The organism is Streptomyces sp. NPDC042002 (assembly GCF_055588305.1).
In genome coordinates, this window is the sequence record NZ_JBVJCT010000007.1 from 254918 (window position 1) to 271238 (window position 16321).

A 16321-nucleotide genomic window follows, 5' to 3' on the forward strand; every position below is an offset into this window, starting at 1 on the left:
GTTTCGATCCCAAGGGGTCCTACGGAGAAGCCCCCACTCAAGAGCGGTCGGAGCGGGGGCCTCGACTGTTTTCGTGGCGTCTCGTGCCGTCCTGCTGGCCCGCTGCTGGCCCGAAAGGCTGGCGGACATGAGCGAGGGCGGCCACCCAATGGGTGACCGCCCCGCCCTGCCTCGGCGTCCTCTCCGGGGCCTAAGCCCCAACGCCTCAGCAGGCCTATGCCCCCAGCATGATCACACAATGCCTCATCTGTTAGGCAGACTTTTTGATCTTGGCGGCTGACGGTGTCTCAGTGCGAGACCTATCCGACGACGACGATGACCGGCTTGCCGCCCGGCGCCGCGTCATCGGCGACCGCATCCGCGACGAGCGCTTACGGCAGAACCAGACCCAAGAGGCGCTCTACCTCGCGGCTGGGATCGCCCGGTACACGCTCCAACGCGCGGAGGCCGGCGCCGACGTTCAGGTCTCGACGCTGCAGCGCATCGCCGCCGCCCTCGACATTCAGCTCGTCGACCTCGTGGGCTGAGCGGCCGCCCCCGCGGGGAGCAGGGGCGGCCGCCACCAACCCGTGCCCGGCACCGCCGCGCCGGGACCGGGAGCTTGAGGAGGGCCAGCAGATGCGGTCGCCCTACCGCCGCTGCGCCGCATACCTGCTGATCCGGGCCGCGTCGGCTTGCATCTGCTCCTCGAACCGCTGGGAGCCGGTCAGCCTCGGCGCCGTCTGATGCACGGGCATCTCGCACAGGTCAGCGTGGACAGTGACATCGGCACCAGCGGCCGAGGCGGAATCCATGGGGTACGTCTGGCTTCTCTGGCCGGGCAGGATGGGTTCATCGCAGCGCGCGCAGATCATCGGCGTCGTTCCTTGTCGGCAGGTGATGGAGTGGCGCAGCCCCCATGGCAGCGGCACCCGCACTTGATCGTCATCAGCGGCGCCTCCCACCAGGGAGCCCCGCGGCGCCGGATGACGGCAGGGCCGTCGCACATGTCGTGCTCGCTGAGGCTGCACTCGGGGGTCGTCTCGACGGCACTCACGGCAGGTCGGCCAGCGGGATCAAGGCGCGCTGCTCACGGCACGGCGCGCACGCGTACAGGGCTATGGGTGGCGCGCTGTTCCGCTCAATCGCGTCCACCAGGACCGCGGTCTCCGAAGGGCCCTTGTGCCAGTGGCACCAGTTGTGGACCTGCGGACTGTCCATGGGACCTGCGGCTTGCGTAGGCTGCGGCATGTCGACTCCAACCAGTCGGCCATCCCCGGGACCGTTCGCGCGGTCGCCGGGATTTCCTCTGCCCCCGACGCTAGAAGCGCACTGTGCAGCACTGCCACCGTTGTGCACCGTTGTGCGCGCAGCTCTGCGGCGAGGGAGCGCGGCCGGTTCGCGACCTTGACCCAGCAGCTCGCGCGAGTGACGTTGGTGCACATCAGTGCACTCAGCATCAGGGGAGGAAAGCCATGGCCTTACTGTTCATCGGCATCGACCCGAACACGGGACAGAGCGGGTCACCCACAGCGTGGGTCGACACCGAGACCGCCGACATCGTGCTCCAGAGCTACACCGCCGACGCCCGGACCCGGGAACTGTGCCAGGAGAACACCGCGCCCGGACACGACTCGGGCATCCCCGACCACGAGACCGTCATCCGAGTCCCCGTCCACCTCGTCCCGCTGCTGAGGGAGGCATGCGATGCCGCAGAACGAGCTGCGCTTTAACGATCTCCTCGAAGCCGCCCAGCACTCGGCCGTCCACCTGGAGATGCGCGACGCCTACGGGGTCGGCGACGAGGCGGACGACTACCAGCAGTGGAAGGCCACAGGTCAGCGGGACGCCGATCCCGGGTCGGCCTACTGGGCTCCGTGGGTCGACCTGATCCGGCGGACCACTGCCCGCGGCGTCACCGTGCGCCGGGCCCGCATCGTCTCCGAGCCGGTCACCGACTACATCCGGTACGAGCACGCCGGTGCCGGCGTCAACGTCCTCGCCGGTGAACAGGTTCGGTGGCTGCCCCGGCGCCAGGCCGTCGACCTGCTACTCCCCGGCTGCGACCTGTGGATCTTCGACGGGGCCCGCGTGCTGTTCAACCACTTCAGCGGCGACGGCGACTGGGCTGATCCCCCGCTCGAACTCCGCACCGAGCCCGGCATCGTCAAGCAGTGCACGGACGCGTTCGAGGCCGTGTGGGAACGCGCCGTCCCGCACGACCAGTACGAGATCCACTGACAGAAGCAACGGACAGGCCAGCTCATGCCACTCTCCCCGTCGTCCTCGGCACAGGCCGCGCGCGAAAGCGTGGCCGCGCAACTGCGCGCCATCCGAAGGGACGCCGGCCTGACGGTCGCAGAGCTGGCCAGCCTGTGCGGCTGGCACCACGCGAAGACGTCCCGCATCGAGAACGCCAAGACTCCGCCGTCGCCCACCGACATCCGCCGCTGGTGCGCGAGCTGCCGGGCCGAGGCGCGCGCCGACGACCTGGTGGCCGCGTCCCTCAACGCGGAATCCCTGTACACGGAGTGGCGCCGGCGCACCCGCATGGGCCTGCGCCAACTCCAGGACAGTTACGTACAACTGTTCCGGTCCACCGGACTGTTCAGGATCTACTCGCCGACCCTCGTGCCCGGACTCCTTCAGACGGAGGGTTACAGCCGCGCCCTGCTCAGCAGCAACGCCCGCCTGCTCGACATCCCCGACGACGCCGAGAGCGCCGCGGCCGCGCGGGTCGAGCGGTCCAAGGTCATTCACGAGCCGGGGCACCGGTTCGTCCTCGTCATCGAGGAGGGAGTCCTGCGCTACCAGCTCGGCGACCAGGACACGATGGCGGCCCAGCTCGGCTACCTGCTCACGGCTGGCGCGCTCCCGGCGGTGTCCCTGGGCATCATCCCGGACGCCACCCCCGAGCGGGTCCTGTGGCCGCAGGAGCTGTTCCACGTCTACGACGACACCCTCGTCTCCGTCGAGCTGCTGTCCGCGCAGGTGAACATCACGCAGCCCGGCGAGATCGCCCTGTACCTGACCGCGTTCGAGGATCTGCGCAGCATGGCCGTGTACGGGGCGGACGCGCGAGCCCTGGTCGTCAAGGCCATCGAAGCCCTGCACTGACTTCTGGACGCACGAATGCGGCCCCGCCCTCCGAAGAGGGCGGGGCCGCGATCACAGGTGCCAGGGGGTCAAGTCGAGTTCGGCCGGCGGCTCGGGAGCCGGGCCGGCCGGAGTGTCCGAGCCCACGCGCCGGGCCCACTGCCACAGGTCGAGGTAGCCGCGCGTCAGCAGCTTGCGCTGTGTTCGCTCCTCGCGCAGTTCCTTGTCCAGCCGCTCGGTGATGGCCATGAAGTCGGAGCGCCGGTTGGTCGCCCTCGACTGCCCCCATGTCAGTAGGCCGACGATGAGGCCAACCCCACCGCCGACCATCGCGCCCACATCCATTCAGCGCCCCACCTTTCTCAGGTACGGCGGAGGCGGGTCGTCCATACCCGAGACCAGCACCACGCCGATCGTGAACGCCCCCCAGCCGCACGCCGACCCGACCGCCTCGGGGAACGTCGTCGCAGCGGCCGCCCCGAATGTCCCCGCCCACAGGCCGGCCGGTACCGCGAGCGCCGTATACCCGAGGGCCTGCACGCGCGGCCAGTTGACGAGCAGCCCGGCCAGGACTGCGGCGCCGCCGGCCACGACCCACATCCAGCCGAGGGTATTGAGACCTCCGGGTACGTGGCGGGTGATGTCGACGAGGCCTCGGGCGGTCCCGTAGCGGGGGTTGTCGACGATGCCGAGTCCTCCGTACAGCGCCCATCCGGTGCCGACGGTGATGAGGAAGGCGCGGCGGCGGGAGAAGGGCGGTCGCGCCGCCGCGCCCCACATCAGACGCCCTTGGCCAGCGACGCACTGTTCTTCGAGCCGAACGCTCGCGCGATCATCCCCTTCAGCAGGGTGCCCGCGGCGGCGATGCCCGCCGTGGCCACGGTCTGCCAGAACGAGGCGTGGAACATGTCGCCAGGGCCGGCCGCGATGGCGACGCCGGCCGCGGCGACGACGCCCGTGGCGAGGGTCCGCTCGGCGAGGTCCTTGGCGTAGGTGGTCGCCGTCTTGACGACGGTCTCGGCGTCGCCAGGCAGGGTGAACTCAGGCATGTCTGGTCCTCACTTCTTTTCGAGCGCGGTGACGCGCTTCTCCAGGGCGGAGAGGCGGTCTTCGGTGGTCGGCGGCTTCGCGGGAGCCGGGGTCGGCTTCGGGGCCGGGGCCGGGGCCGGGGCGGAGACTGGCGGCGTCCATGAGGCCGGGTGCTTGAGGCGTTCGGCGACGTCCGCCCGGAGTTGGTTCATGGTGAAGGTGAACCGGCCGCGGGTGCCGTAGCCCTCGACGGGGCCGGCCGGGTCGACCTTCCCCTCGACGCTGGTCTCCAGGTGCCCGGCGACCGAGCCCGAGCCCCAGGCGTGGTGGCGGCAGATCGCGGCGTTGTAGCGGACCCACGCGTCGTACTGCGCCCGCGTGTACGTGTCCTTGCCGTTGCCGAGGTTCTCCGTCTCGATGCCGTACAGGCAGTCGTTGCCGTCGACCGTGCCGCTGGACTTCAGCGGCTTGGGTATGGCGGTCTCGGCGACGATCGCGTTGTACGCGTTCACCGCGGCGAGCCCGGCATGGTTCGCGCGGTGGCAGGACACGAGCACGAGGACGCCGCTCTTGGGAAGGTAGGCGTGCGCGAGCGGCGGTGGCAGGTCCGGGCGGCCTGTGTCCGCGACCCCGGCGAGCGAGCTGGTGCCGGCGGTGTGGTGGTTGAGCGATCCGTGGACCGGGCCGAACGGCTTGCCGGTCGCGGCATCGCGGCCCTTGGTCGTCCAGCCCGGGTGCTCGGTGAAGCGGACGCCCTCGGTCTTCAGCGCAGTGCGCCACTCGGCTGCGGTCATGGGGTTGGCCATGCGTACTCCAGACATGAAGAAGGCCCCGGCCGAACGGCTCGGGGCTGAAGGGGGAGAGGGGTGGTCAGGGCATCTCGGGTTGGGGGTCGAGTAGCGTGGCGGAGACGAGCGTCATCGGTACACGGCACAGGCCGCACTCGACGACGACTCGGCCGCCGTTGCTGTAGCAGGGGTTCACCTCGAACTCCTGGTCCGCGTTCTCGCACTCGGCGTTGTCGTCCCGGGCGGTGACCGAGTACCAGAGCGCGGGTTGGAAGACGACAGGGCTCATCCGCCGATCACCAGCCAGTTCACCAAGGTCACGGTCGTGTTGGTGCGGGTGGCCCACACGGTCAGGCCGGATGAGGAGACCGAGGTGGCGCCGACTCCGGTCACCTGCGTGCCGGGCACGGTCGTGGCCGGCGCAGCGTAGCCAAGGAACGTGGATCCCTGGAGGCTCAAGCCGGTGACGTTGACGCTGGTGGGTGTGTTCGCAGCGCTCGGTGTGATGCTGACCTGCCCCCACGCCAGGCTCCCCGCAGTCAGAAGTCCGCTGACGTCCAGGTTGCACGGGGTGCCACCGTCGCCCTGGACATACACGTAGGGGGTCGCGCCGGCGTAGATGGACTCCAGGATCAGCAGCGCCCGGCGGTCCGACGCCGAGACGGCGCCGGAGGTGAGAGTGAAGTCGCTGTACTGGAACGCGTCGCTGTCGTAATAGACGCTCGCGGGGACCGCGACCAGGTTGTCTTCCACAGGCCGGAACGCCAGCTCGCCGCTGCCGAGGAACGCGCTCATGTTGTTCGGCTCCTGCAGGCCGCGCGTCCACAGGCCTCCGCCGCCGCCTGCTCCCGACTCACGGCCCAGCTCGGCCAGGAGCGTTGCCCCGTCCTCGGAGTACAGGCGCAGGTCGCCGACAGTCGCCGAACCCATCCGGCGCGCGGCCCGCAACTCGCGCACCTCGCGTTCGAGGGCTGCCAGGCGGCGGGCCAGCGAAGTGGTATCGGAGGGGAGTTGGTCGAGTTGCCGGGGCATCAGCTCTCCTCTACCAGGATGGGTCGGACACGGTCGGCGCCCGGGTCGAGCTCCCACGCCCAGCAGCGGGCCACTGCATCGGCGCCCTGCGGGTGCCGGGGCGATGTCTCGACGGCGAGGTGCACGGTGTCACCGAGGGACCAGTCGGAGCCCAGCCGAGGCGCCTGCGAGGCGACCGCCTCAAGGGTCCACACCTGGCCGCCCTGCGCCATCAGCGCGAGCGACTGTGCGGCGTGGGCATCGAGCTGATCCGGGTCCGTGACTCCGGTCGCCGGGGTGTAGCGGTATTCCCAGCGCGGCCAGCCGCCCGAGATCAAGGCGGTGGCTTCGTGCGGGCTGGAGGTCAGGCGCGAGGAGCCCTCGCCTTCGCCGCGGGCGAGGACGACAGTGGCGCCCTTCCCGTCCTCGTAGGACTCGGACAGGGTGTACGACGCCACACAGCCCGGGAAGTCAAACACGACGGGGATGCTGCTCTGGATGCCAATCTTCGGGCGGACGACCAGCGGGAACTCGAAGCCGTTGTGACTGGCGTTCCAGCGAACATCGATCGTCCACTCCGGTCCTCCGTCCAAGCCCATGAGTTCCTGAAGACAGGACAGGATCGCCTTGTCGTCGCCGTCCACGGTCAGGTAGTCCATGACGACGCCGGTGTTCGGGGCGTCGATGACGATGGGTGGTCCGGCCGTGAGGGCGGGCGTGACGAGGGCACTGACGACGGCGGCCTGGTCGGTCCCGATGAGTGTCTGCGTGCCCGGGAACCGGCTGCTCAGGTAGCGCTCCAGGGTGGCCGCGCCGAGCTGCACACTCTGTGCACTACCGGCATCCCGGGTCAGGACGGCACCGCCCCAGACGGGGGTGTCGGTGGCGGTGTCCACGGCAACCAGGAGACTGCTGCCCGGCACGGTCGCCTCATCCCAGCTCCCAGCTGCGCCGGGCAGGCTGAGCTCGAACTGCACCGTGGTCGCATCGCCCAGCTTCCGACCCAGGGCGCCCGTCGCCTTGAGCGAAGGGAGATCCTCGACGATGCCGCCGGTGCGCAGGTCGCAGCCGTACCAGGCGAGGGTGATGGGGGTCATGCGAGCGCGTACCGCAGGTTGTTGAGGCTGATCCAGGGCGGGCGGATGATCGGGGTGGCGTAGGTGTCGCTGGCCGCCGTGGTCGGTCCGACGATCTGGGTGGTGCCGTCCGGCTGGAAGTCCAGCTTGACCGACAGGGAGCTTGAGGAGGATGCCGAGCAGGCCACGGTGAGGCTGCGCCGGGACGGCGGCCTGAATCCTGCGGCAAGTGCCGCGTTCAGGAAGTTGCCGCTGTTCTGTAGGGCGTTGGAGGAGTAGGTGATGCCGAGGCCGCCGCGCCACTCCATGTACTGGGTGCCCTCGACGGTGACGAGCCGGTACTGGACGTTGCCGTTGCTGTTGCCGTCGTGGGCGTAGCCCGTGGCCAGTGCGGGCGTCGTCCAGGCCGTCGTGAGGACCTTCTGGTAGATGTCCCAGGTGGTTCCGTTCCAGCGCAGCAGGTTCGTGCCGTCGTCGTAGAACTGCCCGATGTACGGGGAGCCGGGCGCCGTCGACGAGGGCAGGATGCCGCCGGGAGCGACCGTGTATGGGCGCACGGACGTCGACACCGACGCGCCGCTGCCGTTGGACACCGACAGCACGGTGATCGTTGCGAGCGGCATGTAGATCTGCGTGCCCGCCGGCGTCGGCGCGACCGGGGAGGCGGACGGGGTACCGGCCAGGTAGACGACGTCGCCTTTGTTGAGGCCGGACGCGTCCACCGAGTTGTCCCAGATCCTCAGATAGACCAAGTCCACCCTGTTCAGGGTGGCGTGCGGCGCCGTGTACGTGCCCGGGGACCCTGCGGACGGGAACGCGGCCCGGTACACGCCCTGGCCCGGCCAGGCCACGGCAGCGACGCCAGCCGAGTAGTTGATGGTCGTGCCGGCGAGGGTCACGGTCAGGCCCGGGTCGCCCGGCCGGACGCCGGAGCGGGAACCGAGAGCGGTTCCATTTCCCATGACCTGGAACGCCTCGACGTTCCGGGCCTCCAAGCCCGTGAAGTTGAGGCCATCGATGCCCCACGGATCTACCGGCATGAATGCCTCCTCACAGCCAAGCCGAGCGCCAGGAGGCGGACAGCATCGCGAGCGCGTTGTAGGTGCCGGATTGGAACTGGTAACTGACGACCGTCGGCCCGTTTGGTGTGGCGGCCGGAATGGTGGGCCAGCCACCGGAGACGGTCAGGAACCGACGGCGGGACACGGCGCCGTTGAGCAGCACGGTGTGCGCGTCGGTGTCGATGGTGAGCACGTCTCCGGTGGCTAGGTCCAGGGAGTAGATGAGCTGACGTACCGTGCCGTCCGGGTAGAGCGCGGAGATCACGGGTGCCACGACTGGTCCGGCGATCGTCAGGACGGGCCGGGTGTCCATGGAGCCCGCGTTGGCGGCGCTGATCTGCCCTGACACGGTCGTCGCCGAGAACGTGACCGGGAACGTGACCGGGAACACCAGGCCACCGCTGGTGGTGGGCAGTCCGGTCGTTCCGGTCTGCAGGGTGGTGCTGTAGCGGCGCGGGTCGGCGGCCGTCATCAGGACCGACCAGGTCGCGGTGCGGTCGGTGACGTGCTGCGCCAACAGCTTCGCCGACCGGCGCACCGTGGCCTGCTTCGGTGTGCTCTCCCACACGGTCAGCGTTGTGTCCGTCAGAGCCGCCGCCGTGTACAGCTGCTCCAGTGCGTTGTCGAGGGAGACCTTGTCCGGCGCTTCCACCGTGCCCGCAAGGGTTACGGGCCGGGATCCGAGGTAGACCGGTGAGGCCCAGGAACCGTGGTCCGCCTCCCGCTCCTGTAGTTCGGACCGCACCTCCGCGCTGTCCCAGCCCTCCAGGGACTGGAGGAACCAGTTCACCCCTGCTGCGTCGACCGAGCCGAGGCGCAGGGTGCCGAGGGTGGCCTGTCTGCCGTCGTTGTCCGTTCCTGGGGTGTAGGCCACCCGTGCCTCCTCTCAGCCGACGAACGCCATGTGACGTGCGATGTCCGCTGCCTGTTCGGCGGTCGACTGCTTCGCCCCGTAGAGGTTGACCGTGATCTGCCGGGTGACCTCCCGCGCCATGGCCGCCGCGGACACGGCGCCGCCCCCGTACCGTCCGGCGGGCACCAGCTGGTAGCCCATACCGGCCGCGGTCTTGGCCAGGAGCGCTTTGGACCGGGCCGAGCCGTTCCACGGGATCCACGACTCGCGGTCGCCGGCCTCTCCGCCGAGGACCATCGTGGGCCTGTTGAGGATCCCGCCGAGCGCCATCGCCTTCCCGCCCTGCTGCACCCACTGCCGCACGAAGGTCGACTTGTTGGCCTCCGGCAGGCTGCCGATCTGCTTGGTCATCTTCGGCACCAGGGCCTTGATGGTCGCGGTGTCGAGGCCGGCCGCGATCAGGTCGGCGTATCCGCGGCCCGTGCCGCCGCGCAGAGTGGACAGGAGGATCAGCGAGTTCGACAGGTCCTCACCGGTGAGCGTGTCCTGGGCTTTGCCGACAGCCTTGTTGGCCGTGGCGGCGCTCTTGCTGTTGCCCGCCGCCTCGTGCGCCAGCGTCATGGCCGCCGGGTCGCCTTGCGCTGCGAGGGCCTGGGCGAGGTCGCCGAAGCCCTGCGCCGCCAGCTTTTGCAGGTCGGCGGCGAACTGTTGATTTTCTTTGGTGGACGCACCGAGCTGTTTATTGAAATCGGCCAAGGTGGCTTTCGCCAATTCCCCCGTTTTCTGGAGCTTTGTGACGATGGATTTGAATTGCTTATCTGACGCCCCGGCAAGGGAATTGACGAGGGCGTAGCCTTCCTGGCCCATGCCCTCCAGCATGTCTTGGAGTTCTTTGCCGCCCCGGCCGCCGATCTTCGCCAGGTTCTTGCGCCACTTCTCGGTGTCGTGGACGGACTCGTCCAACTGGGTCTCGTACGCCTTGAGGTTGAACGTCTTGGGTGCGTGGGCGCCCTTCTTCAGGCCCAGCTCCTTGTCCGCGGCGTTGACCGCCGACCGATCCTTCTTGACCGTCGCGTCGGCGCTCGCTTCCGCCTTCTTCGCCTTATCGACACGCTCCTCGGCGGCTCGAAGCTGCGCGGCCGTGTGATGGCCGTGCCTGACCTTGCTGAGATTCTTCTCGGCGGCCTTGAGGTCGTCGGCCTTCTTCTTGGCTTCCTTCATGGCCGCAGTCAGCTTGTTCCAGGCGTCCTTGAGGTCTTGAACCTCTTGGTCGTACCGGGACTTCGCGTCTGACGGGCCCCCAAGTACGGCTTTGCCCGTCGGCGAATAGGTGAAGCCCGGGATGCCACCTGATGCGAGGCCGCCGCCGGCGAAGCCTGGGATCTTCCCGCTGTTGATCGCAGTCAGCAGCGGCAGGTACCGCTTGGTCGACTTCGCGTTCACCACGAACTCGGTGGCGGAGGTCCGGCCGACCGCACCGCTCGCGAACAGCGTGAGGATGCTGTCGGACGTTCCCGTGCCAGGGCCGGCGAGGAGGCCGGACGGCCCCATCTGAACGCCTCCACCACTCGCGTAACCGCGCACCCGGCCGCCGCGTGCGTAGTTGCCGCCCTCGTGCGCAACGTTCCCGTGATCCGTGTGCGTTGTCACGATGTTGATCGCGACGTTCTTGCCCTGCAAGCTGTTGATCCTGGCCTGGATCGCGTCGGCCGACGCCTTGGGCGGACCGGTCGGCAGGGTGATGATGACAGCCTTGCCCTTGGTCCGCTTGATCTTGAAGCCGAGGTCTTCGAGGTTCTTCTGGCCCTGTTTGGTGAGGGTGTCGACCTTGATGGTCTTGCCCTTGGTGCTGCCGACCTTCTTCTTCACCGCTTCGAGGTCCGCCATGGCACCCGCGGTCTTGGCGTCGACCTTCGTGGCGACGGAGAGAGGCAGTTGCAGGTAGGCGGCTGCGAGCTTGTCGACCGCGTCCTTGGAGAAGCCCCTCGCGCGCATGTCCTTCTTCAGCAAGGAGATGTCCTTCTCCAGGACGGCCTGGCCCGCCTCCTGGCTGTTCTTCTGCTGGGCGACGGCCTGGGCGTGCTCCATCGCCCCCTGGGCGGCGTCGAGGAACGCCGACTTGACCTTGCGGCCCTTGTCGCTGGCGACGTCCAGTGAGTGGCCGCTCTCCTTCACGACCTTGTTCAGGTCGGCGAGGGACTGCCGGAAAGCGATCTCCTTCTCGCCCGCAGAGATGTTGACGCCGTTCAGGGAGTCCAGCGCGTCGGAGAGCTTCTGTGCCTCGGACCGCTGGTCCTGCATCTGGTCCGCAGTGATCCCGAGTTCCTTGGCGAGACCTGCCTGCGAGCCGGCACTCGTCTTACTCTGGACATCGACGTTCGCCAGGGCGTCGCCGTACTGCGGCAGCAAGGTGAGGAGCTTCTCCTTGCTGGTGCCGTCCGCCGCTGCCGCGCCCGCGAGCTGGTTGAAAGCATCGCTCGCGAGCTGCGCGTTCCCGGAACTGACGAGTTGCCCGAGGGCCTCGTCGACCGACTTGATCTTGTCGTGGGCCTCGTCCAAGGGGATCTGGGACTCCATCAGCCCCTTGGTGATGTTGAACGTGAGCGAGTTGGTGATGTCGGTGGTGCGGGCTTCCCAGTCGGGGTGCGCGACCCGGTTCACGGCCTCGCCGAACCCGTCGAGATGCGCACCCAGGGACTTCAGACCCTCGCCGGAGATCTTGCCGTTCTTGCCGAGGTCGACGAGGGAACTCGCCATCTTCGACACCGACGGCGGGGCGGCCTTGAACTGGTCACGGATCGTCTGGGAGGCGTAGGAGAGGAGCTCCAGACCTGCTACGACAGCGGTCACTTTGCCGAGCATGCCCAGAGCGATCCGTGTCCGCGCGGCGGTGACGCCCATGGAGGAGAGCGCGGCCCGGGTGGAGGCGATACGCGGCAGCAGGAGCAGAACCCCCGCACCTGCCAGCGTCGCGGCACCGCCGATGCCGGTGAACAGAGTGAGAGCCTTCTGGAGGCCGGGTGGCAGGCTGCTGTAGGCGTTGACGACCCTGGTGATCCACTGGGTCATGTCCCGGAGGGCTCCGTTGGCCGCAGAGCCGCCCTCGATCAGGGCGACCTCGATGGCACCGCGGAGCCGCTCCAGGTCGCCGATGAGGTTGTCCGTCTGGACCGAGGCCATCCGTCCGGCGGCGCCCTCGTCGTTCACCGACTTGACGTACTTGTCGATGCCCTTCGAACCAAGTTCGTACAGGATGGTCGCCGACCGGACGGCGTCCGCGCCGAAGATCGTGGCCATCGCCGAGTTGCGGGCCTCCGGCGTGAGCTTGGAGAACGACGTCTTCATCCGGCCCGCGAGCTCGGACAAGCCGACGAACTTGCCCGTGCTGTCGTAGGCCGAGAATCCGATCTTGTCCATGGCGGCCTTGGCCTCGTCGGACTGCGGGACCAGGCGCTGCAGCATCACCTTGAGCGAGGTACCGGCATCCGAGCCGATCAGCGCGTGGTCAGCGAACGCGCTCAGCGTGCCGATGGTGTCCTCGAAGGAGAGGCCTGTCTGGTGGGCGAGCAGACCGCCCATCCGCATCGCGACTCCCAGGCCCTTGACGTCGGCCGCGGACTTGTTCGCGCCGGCGGACAGAACGTCGGCGATGTGCGTGACGTCCTTGCCCTTCAAGCCGAACGTGTTCATTGCCTGTGCGGCAATCACGGCGCTGTCAGATAGGTCGATCTGACCAGACGCCGCGAGGGCCAGCGAGCCTTTCAACGCGCCGCCGGTGATGTTCGCGACGGAGACGCCTGCGCGCGCGAGCTCCGCCTCGGCGTCCGCCGCCTCCGTCGCCGTGTACGAGGTCGTCTTGCCCGCTTCCAAGGCCGCGGCACGCAACTTGGCCATGTCCTTGGAGGACGCCCCGGTGACAGCCCTCACGTTGCTGAGGGCCTTGTCGAACTTGGCGGCGCTCGCTGCCGCCACGGCGAAGCCGGTGAGCATCGCCGTACCGATCGCAGCGCCGGCGCCCGCGAGCTTGGAGGTGTCGCGCGCCGCGGTCCGCATGCCCCGCGTGTAGCTGCTGATGTCGGCCCGCAGCCTGACAGTGACGGTACGAGTGGCCACGGGTCACCTCACCTCCGGTCGCGTTCGACATGTACGTGCAGGCCGTCGGTGTTGCCCCTGCCGTCCTGGTGCGACCGGACGGCCTTCGCCGAGGTGCCGCAGGCGTGGCACTTGACCAGGTGCGCCGTGTAGGCGAACTCGGCGTCCGGGTCGGTGGCTTCGCCCCAGGGCTGTCCGCAGTCCGGGCAGGAGTCCGCCTCGATCTCGGCGAGGGCGAGCGCCCAGTAGCGGTCCTCGTCCAGCCACAGGGGTTCGCCCTCGGCGACGATGCGTCCGAGGAATACGGAGCGCGGTACGCCCCAGGAGCGGGCCGCCTCTACTTCTCGCCGATGAGGGAGGCCAGGAGCGCGGAGGCGGCCAACGAGAAAGGGACGATGTCCGAGGCGTTGTGGACGTCCCAGGCTGCGTCGAACAACTTCTTGATCTCGCCCTCGTTGACGACCTCGAACAGCTCGATGACCTGGTCTTCAGTCATCTTCGGCTGCACACATGAGGCCGCGACGAGCGCCCGCGGGAATGTGACGTTGTCGAAGACTTCCTGACTGTTCTCCGAGGGGTGCGCGGCCATCAGGTCCGAGTACGCTCGGTCGCCGATGTACCGGAAGACGAACGGCTCCTCGGCCGCTCGGACCTGGGCGTGCACCGCCTTGAGCTGCTCGGCGATCACGCGGCCCGGGTGCACGGCCGTGAGGTCTTCCGGCTCCCAGTCCTCGGAGACCCGGGACAGTTCGTCCTGGAGACGTTCTGCCTCGCCCGCGAGGTCGCCCGCAAGGCAGACCTGGACGGTCTTCTCACGCGGCTTCGCACGGGCGAGGATCTCCTCGATGCTGCTCGGCATCAGGCCACCGTCGCGGCGGTCGCCGGAGCGCTGGTGACCTTCATCGGCGACGTGAACTTCATGACCTCGTTGCTGGCAGGGGCATTGTTCTGAGGCTCGCCGCAGGTGATCGGGTACACCTCGCACTTCTGGGACGTGGCCCAGGCGGTGGCGTAGGCGATGCCGCGGCGGACGACCAGGAACCCGGAGACGCCGTACTTCAGCGTCGTGTACGGGAGGTCCTCGCCACCGGTCGTACCCCGCTTGAAGGTCAACTCCGCGTCGTAGCCGATCCTGCCCACCGTCTTGGTGTCGAACGTGCTCGCGAGCGAGCTGGTGTCGACGTCGGCCGTGCTCGGGTCGAGCTTGAGGCCGTCGGGGGTGATGCGTGGCGTGTAGTCGGCGCCTGCATTCAGCTCGGTCGTGGTGGGCGCGGAGATGTTGGCGATGCTGCTCGCCCACACGACTTTGGTCATTCCGTCGTTGATCAGGTCGGACATGGGACCCTCCTCGGGGCATGAAAAAAGCCCCGATCAACGGGGCGGAGCGGGACTGGGGGAGCGTCAGATGGTGAGGTTGGCGACGGTGACGCTGGTCGTCGACGAGTAGGTGATCGACGCGCTCACGCCGTCCGCGGCGGAGGCGAAGAGCTTGCTGGTGATCGGGCCGATCATCTTGTCGCCAGTGGTCGCCGGGACCGTGACGACGAGGTCGGAAACGGGCTGGCCGTCGACCTGGGCGGTTGCCGTGACGGTCACGGTCATCGAGCTGCCGTTCGTGTTCTTCACGTGCAGGAACGAGCGGTCGCCGCACGTCACTGTGGTGGACGCGGCAGCGGCCGAGTAGGTCGGGGTCAGGCCGGAACGCGCAATGGCCTGCTGCGCGAGAAGCGCCATGGGGGATCTCCTGTCAGGCGGGGGTGGACATCAGCCGGTACTGCACCGGCACGAACCAGGACGGCGGGTTGGTGTCGTCGTCGCGCTGGACCGGAGGGCCGCCCAGATCCTCCGGCCGCCACGTGGCCCGTCCCTCGACCGTCAGCGGCGACGACAGGGCGGTACGGACCTTGTCCGCGGCCCACAGGGCGCGCTCCATCGAGCCGCCGACACAGGTGATCTGAAAGGTCGTCGTGAAGTCCGTGCGAGCATCGGCGAGCGACTCCCTCACGGCGGACCCGGGCTCCGGGTACAGCACGACGTACACGTCGGGCGGGGACCAGCCGGCCACTGTGGGCGCGCCGCCGAGATACACGGTCAGGTCGGCGTCCTGGAGAGCGGCCTGCACCGCGTCCATGTGCGGCAGGACCGCAGGTGAGGTCATCCGTTCACCACCAGGCCAGGCCGCGCTCGGCGATCAGCGCCAGTTGCGCTTCGAACCGCGGCTGCTCGGTGTCCAGGGCCCGGCCGCCGTCGCGGTGCGGCGGGTTGTGCACCGAGCCGTATTCGAGGAGGTTGCCGAGGGCGCCCTGGGGGCCGCCCTTGTCCGGTCCGATGGTGGCGATGAAGATGTCGCGTCCGTAGGCGGAGACGTCGAAGCCGATCGTGCGCGGGTAGGCAGGAGCGTGCTTCGGTGCGGAGGATCTCGCGTTGGCCCGCCAGTCCTTCTTGATGTTCACCGCGCCCCGCACGATCACAGACCGGGTCTCCCGGCGGGCCCGGGGGATCGCGCGGGCCAGGTGCCGCTCCAGGCGCCGCACGTCCCCCATGTCGAATCGGGCACTGCTCATGACCGGTCCTCCGCTCTGATCCGCCACGCTGTGGACTGGTCGCTGAAGGCGGCCCCGGTGACCCACAGGATCAGCCCGGTCATCCGGGCGTCCGGTGAGGCCGTCACCTCGATACGGGTCCCGGGGAGCACCCGGGAGCCCGGAGCGAGCGGAGTGTCCCAGGGCAGGGACACCTCGTACTCGCGGAGCACGATTTCGTGCTCCGCTGCCACCGTGTCCTGGCCGGTCGCCTGGGCGATGGCCTTCACGCGGGCCTTGCCCGTGTACAGGACCGCCTGCGGGCCCGGGGCCGTGGTGCCGGCCGACCGGTCGAATACGTCGGGGCCTTGGGTGTACATGCGGATGGTGTCCCGCATGCGGGCCTCGGCCATGGTCCGGCCCCCGGCGAGGGCACCGTCGACGTTCACGGCGCCTCGCAAGGGGCGCCGGGAACGATACTGAACGCGCGCCGCGTCGGGGGCCGCAGCTCCTCGGCCTCGTCGTCGGAGAGGTACACCTCGCCGCGCGAGCGCGACGAGTCGACGGTGTACGAGTAGTCGTCGAGCGTCTCCTGGCGCTTCCCGTCCGGGTTGGTCAGGACCCGCAGCACCATCGAGCAGGCGACCTTGGTGGAGATGTCGGTGGGCGTCGTCTCGTACTGGGGGAACCGGTTGAGGATCAGCGCGGTCGCGTCGGCCAACCATGCGGTGGCCCTGCGCTGCTCCTCGTCGGTCAGGTCGCGGCCGAGCCGGTCGGCGAGGTTGTCCAGGGTTGCCAGTGCCACCGCCTCTCC

The 16321-nt window shown here is 68.9% G+C and carries 22 protein-coding genes; 4 read left to right on the forward strand and 18 right to left on the reverse strand.

The annotated features are described in order from the left end of the window. The first annotated feature begins 290 nt into the window (after nucleotides 1-290). Nucleotides 291-527, forward strand: coding sequence for a helix-turn-helix domain-containing protein (locus tag ACZ6KY_RS14280; protein WP_469310562.1), 237 nt, complete (start codon nucleotides 291-293; stop codon nucleotides 525-527). Nucleotides 528-1032: 505 nt separating this feature from the next. On the opposite strand, the gene ACZ6KY_RS14285 is transcribed toward ACZ6KY_RS14280, so the two are convergent. Continuing rightward, the gene (locus ACZ6KY_RS14285) at nucleotides 1033-1200 is read right to left on the reverse strand and encodes a hypothetical protein (protein WP_469310563.1); all 168 of its coding nucleotides are present in this window, start codon (nucleotides 1198-1200) and stop codon (nucleotides 1033-1035) included. Between the two features lie 254 nt (nucleotides 1201-1454). On the opposite strand from ACZ6KY_RS14285, the gene ACZ6KY_RS14290 reads away from it, so the two are divergent. The 3 genes from ACZ6KY_RS14290 to ACZ6KY_RS14300 are packed head-to-tail and all read left to right on the forward strand — an operon-like array spanning nucleotide 1455 to nucleotide 3096. Beyond that, a complete protein-coding gene (locus tag ACZ6KY_RS14290) occupies nucleotides 1455-1712 on the forward strand; it encodes a hypothetical protein (protein WP_469310564.1) in 258 nt (85 codons plus the stop codon). Next, nucleotides 1687-2220, forward strand: a complete 534-nt coding sequence (locus ACZ6KY_RS14295) for a DUF6879 family protein (protein ID WP_469310565.1) — start codon at nucleotides 1687-1689, stop codon at nucleotides 2218-2220. The genes ACZ6KY_RS14290 and ACZ6KY_RS14295 overlap by 26 nt, the downstream gene beginning before the upstream one ends. Nucleotides 2221-2244: 24 nt before the next feature. Beyond that, complete coding sequence (locus ACZ6KY_RS14300; RefSeq protein ID WP_469310566.1) at nucleotides 2245-3096, forward strand: helix-turn-helix domain-containing protein; 852 nt, start codon at nucleotides 2245-2247, stop codon at nucleotides 3094-3096. A gap of 51 nt (nucleotides 3097-3147) precedes the next feature. Here the strand turns inward: ACZ6KY_RS14300 and ACZ6KY_RS14305 are convergent, their stop codons facing one another. From ACZ6KY_RS14305 to ACZ6KY_RS14385, 17 genes are all read right to left on the reverse strand, one after another. Continuing rightward, entirely contained in the window at nucleotides 3148-3420 is a 273-nt protein-coding gene (locus tag ACZ6KY_RS14305; protein WP_469310567.1) for a hypothetical protein, read from the reverse strand. Then, nucleotides 3421-3855 (reverse strand): hypothetical protein, encoded by a 435-nt coding sequence (locus tag ACZ6KY_RS14310; protein WP_469310568.1) that lies wholly within the window; start codon nucleotides 3853-3855, stop codon nucleotides 3421-3423. Beyond that, the gene (locus tag ACZ6KY_RS14315) at nucleotides 3855-4124 is read right to left on the reverse strand and encodes a hypothetical protein (protein WP_469310569.1); all 270 of its coding nucleotides are present in this window, start codon (nucleotides 4122-4124) and stop codon (nucleotides 3855-3857) included. Before ACZ6KY_RS14315 ends, ACZ6KY_RS14310 begins: the two co-directional genes overlap by 1 nt. Nucleotides 4125-4133: 9 nt before the next feature. Beyond that, on the reverse strand, nucleotides 4134-4910 hold the full coding sequence (locus tag ACZ6KY_RS14320; RefSeq protein WP_469310570.1) for an N-acetylmuramoyl-L-alanine amidase: 777 nt from the start codon (nucleotides 4908-4910) through the stop codon (nucleotides 4134-4136). A 64-nt stretch (nucleotides 4911-4974) separates the two neighbouring features. Next, nucleotides 4975-5181, reverse strand: coding sequence for a hypothetical protein (locus ACZ6KY_RS14325; protein WP_469310571.1), 207 nt, complete (start codon nucleotides 5179-5181; stop codon nucleotides 4975-4977). Continuing rightward, nucleotides 5178-5924, reverse strand: coding sequence for a hypothetical protein (locus ACZ6KY_RS14330; RefSeq protein ID WP_469310572.1), 747 nt, complete (start codon nucleotides 5922-5924; stop codon nucleotides 5178-5180). Before ACZ6KY_RS14330 ends, ACZ6KY_RS14325 begins: the two co-directional genes overlap by 4 nt. After that, nucleotides 5924-7000 (reverse strand): hypothetical protein, encoded by a 1077-nt coding sequence (locus ACZ6KY_RS14335; RefSeq protein WP_469310573.1) that lies wholly within the window; start codon nucleotides 6998-7000, stop codon nucleotides 5924-5926. Before ACZ6KY_RS14335 ends, ACZ6KY_RS14330 begins: the two co-directional genes overlap by 1 nt. After that, a complete protein-coding gene (locus ACZ6KY_RS14340) occupies nucleotides 6997-8019 on the reverse strand; it encodes a hypothetical protein (RefSeq protein WP_469310574.1) in 1023 nt (340 codons plus the stop codon). Before ACZ6KY_RS14340 ends, ACZ6KY_RS14335 begins: the two co-directional genes overlap by 4 nt. 10 nt (nucleotides 8020-8029) lie before the next feature. Continuing rightward, nucleotides 8030-8914 carry a phage tail family protein gene (locus tag ACZ6KY_RS14345; protein ID WP_469310575.1) on the reverse strand — a complete coding sequence of 295 codons (885 nt, stop codon included), beginning with the start codon at nucleotides 8912-8914 and terminating at the stop codon, nucleotides 8030-8032. A 12-nt stretch (nucleotides 8915-8926) separates the two neighbouring features. Further along, nucleotides 8927-13006, reverse strand: a complete 4080-nt coding sequence (locus tag ACZ6KY_RS14350) for a phage tail tape measure protein (RefSeq protein WP_469310576.1) — start codon at nucleotides 13004-13006, stop codon at nucleotides 8927-8929. 316 nt (nucleotides 13007-13322) lie between these two features. After that, nucleotides 13323-13844: a hypothetical protein gene (locus ACZ6KY_RS14355; protein WP_469310577.1), complete on the reverse strand. Its 522-nt coding sequence runs from the start codon at nucleotides 13842-13844 to the stop codon at nucleotides 13323-13325. Then, the gene (locus ACZ6KY_RS14360) at nucleotides 13844-14323 is read right to left on the reverse strand and encodes a phage tail tube protein (protein WP_469310578.1); all 480 of its coding nucleotides are present in this window, start codon (nucleotides 14321-14323) and stop codon (nucleotides 13844-13846) included. Before ACZ6KY_RS14360 ends, ACZ6KY_RS14355 begins: the two co-directional genes overlap by 1 nt. A gap of 63 nt (nucleotides 14324-14386) precedes the next feature. Beyond that, a complete protein-coding gene (locus ACZ6KY_RS14365) occupies nucleotides 14387-14719 on the reverse strand; it encodes a hypothetical protein (protein ID WP_469310579.1) in 333 nt (110 codons plus the stop codon). 13 nt (nucleotides 14720-14732) lie between these two features. Further along, nucleotides 14733-15143: a hypothetical protein gene (locus tag ACZ6KY_RS14370; protein ID WP_469310580.1), complete on the reverse strand. Its 411-nt coding sequence runs from the start codon at nucleotides 15141-15143 to the stop codon at nucleotides 14733-14735. Between the two features lie 4 nt (nucleotides 15144-15147). Next, nucleotides 15148-15549 (reverse strand): hypothetical protein, encoded by a 402-nt coding sequence (locus ACZ6KY_RS14375; RefSeq protein WP_469310581.1) that lies wholly within the window; start codon nucleotides 15547-15549, stop codon nucleotides 15148-15150. Further along, nucleotides 15546-15956 (reverse strand): DUF6093 family protein, encoded by a 411-nt coding sequence (locus tag ACZ6KY_RS14380; protein WP_469310582.1) that lies wholly within the window; start codon nucleotides 15954-15956, stop codon nucleotides 15546-15548. Before ACZ6KY_RS14380 ends, ACZ6KY_RS14375 begins: the two co-directional genes overlap by 4 nt. Beyond that, entirely contained in the window at nucleotides 15953-16312 is a 360-nt protein-coding gene (locus ACZ6KY_RS14385) for a hypothetical protein (RefSeq protein WP_469310583.1), read from the reverse strand. The genes ACZ6KY_RS14380 and ACZ6KY_RS14385 overlap by 4 nt, the downstream gene beginning before the upstream one ends. Nucleotides 16313-16321 lie beyond the last annotated feature (9 nt).

Coding starts and splice junctions, on each gene's coding strand:
- ACZ6KY_RS14360 (WP_469310578.1), bottom strand. CDS start 14,323: ATGTCCGACCTGATCAACGACGGAATGACCAAAGTCGTGTGGGCGAGC.
- ACZ6KY_RS14355 (WP_469310577.1), bottom strand. CDS start 13,844: ATGCCGAGCAGCATCGAGGAGATCCTCGCCCGTGCGAAGCCGCGTGAG.
- ACZ6KY_RS14370 (WP_469310580.1), bottom strand. CDS start 15,143: ATGACCTCACCTGCGGTCCTGCCGCACATGGACGCGGTGCAGGCCGCT.
- ACZ6KY_RS14330 (WP_469310572.1), bottom strand. CDS start 5,924: ATGCCCCGGCAACTCGACCAACTCCCCTCCGATACCACTTCGCTGGCC.
- ACZ6KY_RS14325 (WP_469310571.1), bottom strand. CDS start 5,181: ATGAGCCCTGTCGTCTTCCAACCCGCGCTCTGGTACTCGGTCACCGCC.
- ACZ6KY_RS14295 (WP_469310565.1), top strand. CDS start 1,687: ATGCCGCAGAACGAGCTGCGCTTTAACGATCTCCTCGAAGCCGCCCAG.
- ACZ6KY_RS14340 (WP_469310574.1), bottom strand. CDS start 8,019: ATGCCGGTAGATCCGTGGGGCATCGATGGCCTCAACTTCACGGGCTTG.
- ACZ6KY_RS14285 (WP_469310563.1), bottom strand. CDS start 1,200: ATGGACAGTCCGCAGGTCCACAACTGGTGCCACTGGCACAAGGGCCCT.
- ACZ6KY_RS14315 (WP_469310569.1), bottom strand. CDS start 4,124: ATGCCTGAGTTCACCCTGCCTGGCGACGCCGAGACCGTCGTCAAGACG.
- ACZ6KY_RS14290 (WP_469310564.1), top strand. CDS start 1,455: ATGGCCTTACTGTTCATCGGCATCGACCCGAACACGGGACAGAGCGGG.
- ACZ6KY_RS14300 (WP_469310566.1), top strand. CDS start 2,245: ATGCCACTCTCCCCGTCGTCCTCGGCACAGGCCGCGCGCGAAAGCGTG.
- ACZ6KY_RS14335 (WP_469310573.1), bottom strand. CDS start 7,000: ATGACCCCCATCACCCTCGCCTGGTACGGCTGCGACCTGCGCACCGGC.
- ACZ6KY_RS14320 (WP_469310570.1), bottom strand. CDS start 4,910: ATGGCCAACCCCATGACCGCAGCCGAGTGGCGCACTGCGCTGAAGACC.
- ACZ6KY_RS14365 (WP_469310579.1), bottom strand. CDS start 14,719: ATGGCGCTTCTCGCGCAGCAGGCCATTGCGCGTTCCGGCCTGACCCCG.
- ACZ6KY_RS14305 (WP_469310567.1), bottom strand. CDS start 3,420: ATGGATGTGGGCGCGATGGTCGGCGGTGGGGTTGGCCTCATCGTCGGC.
- ACZ6KY_RS14375 (WP_469310581.1), bottom strand. CDS start 15,549: ATGAGCAGTGCCCGATTCGACATGGGGGACGTGCGGCGCCTGGAGCGG.
- ACZ6KY_RS14310 (WP_469310568.1), bottom strand. CDS start 3,855: ATGTGGGGCGCGGCGGCGCGACCGCCCTTCTCCCGCCGCCGCGCCTTC.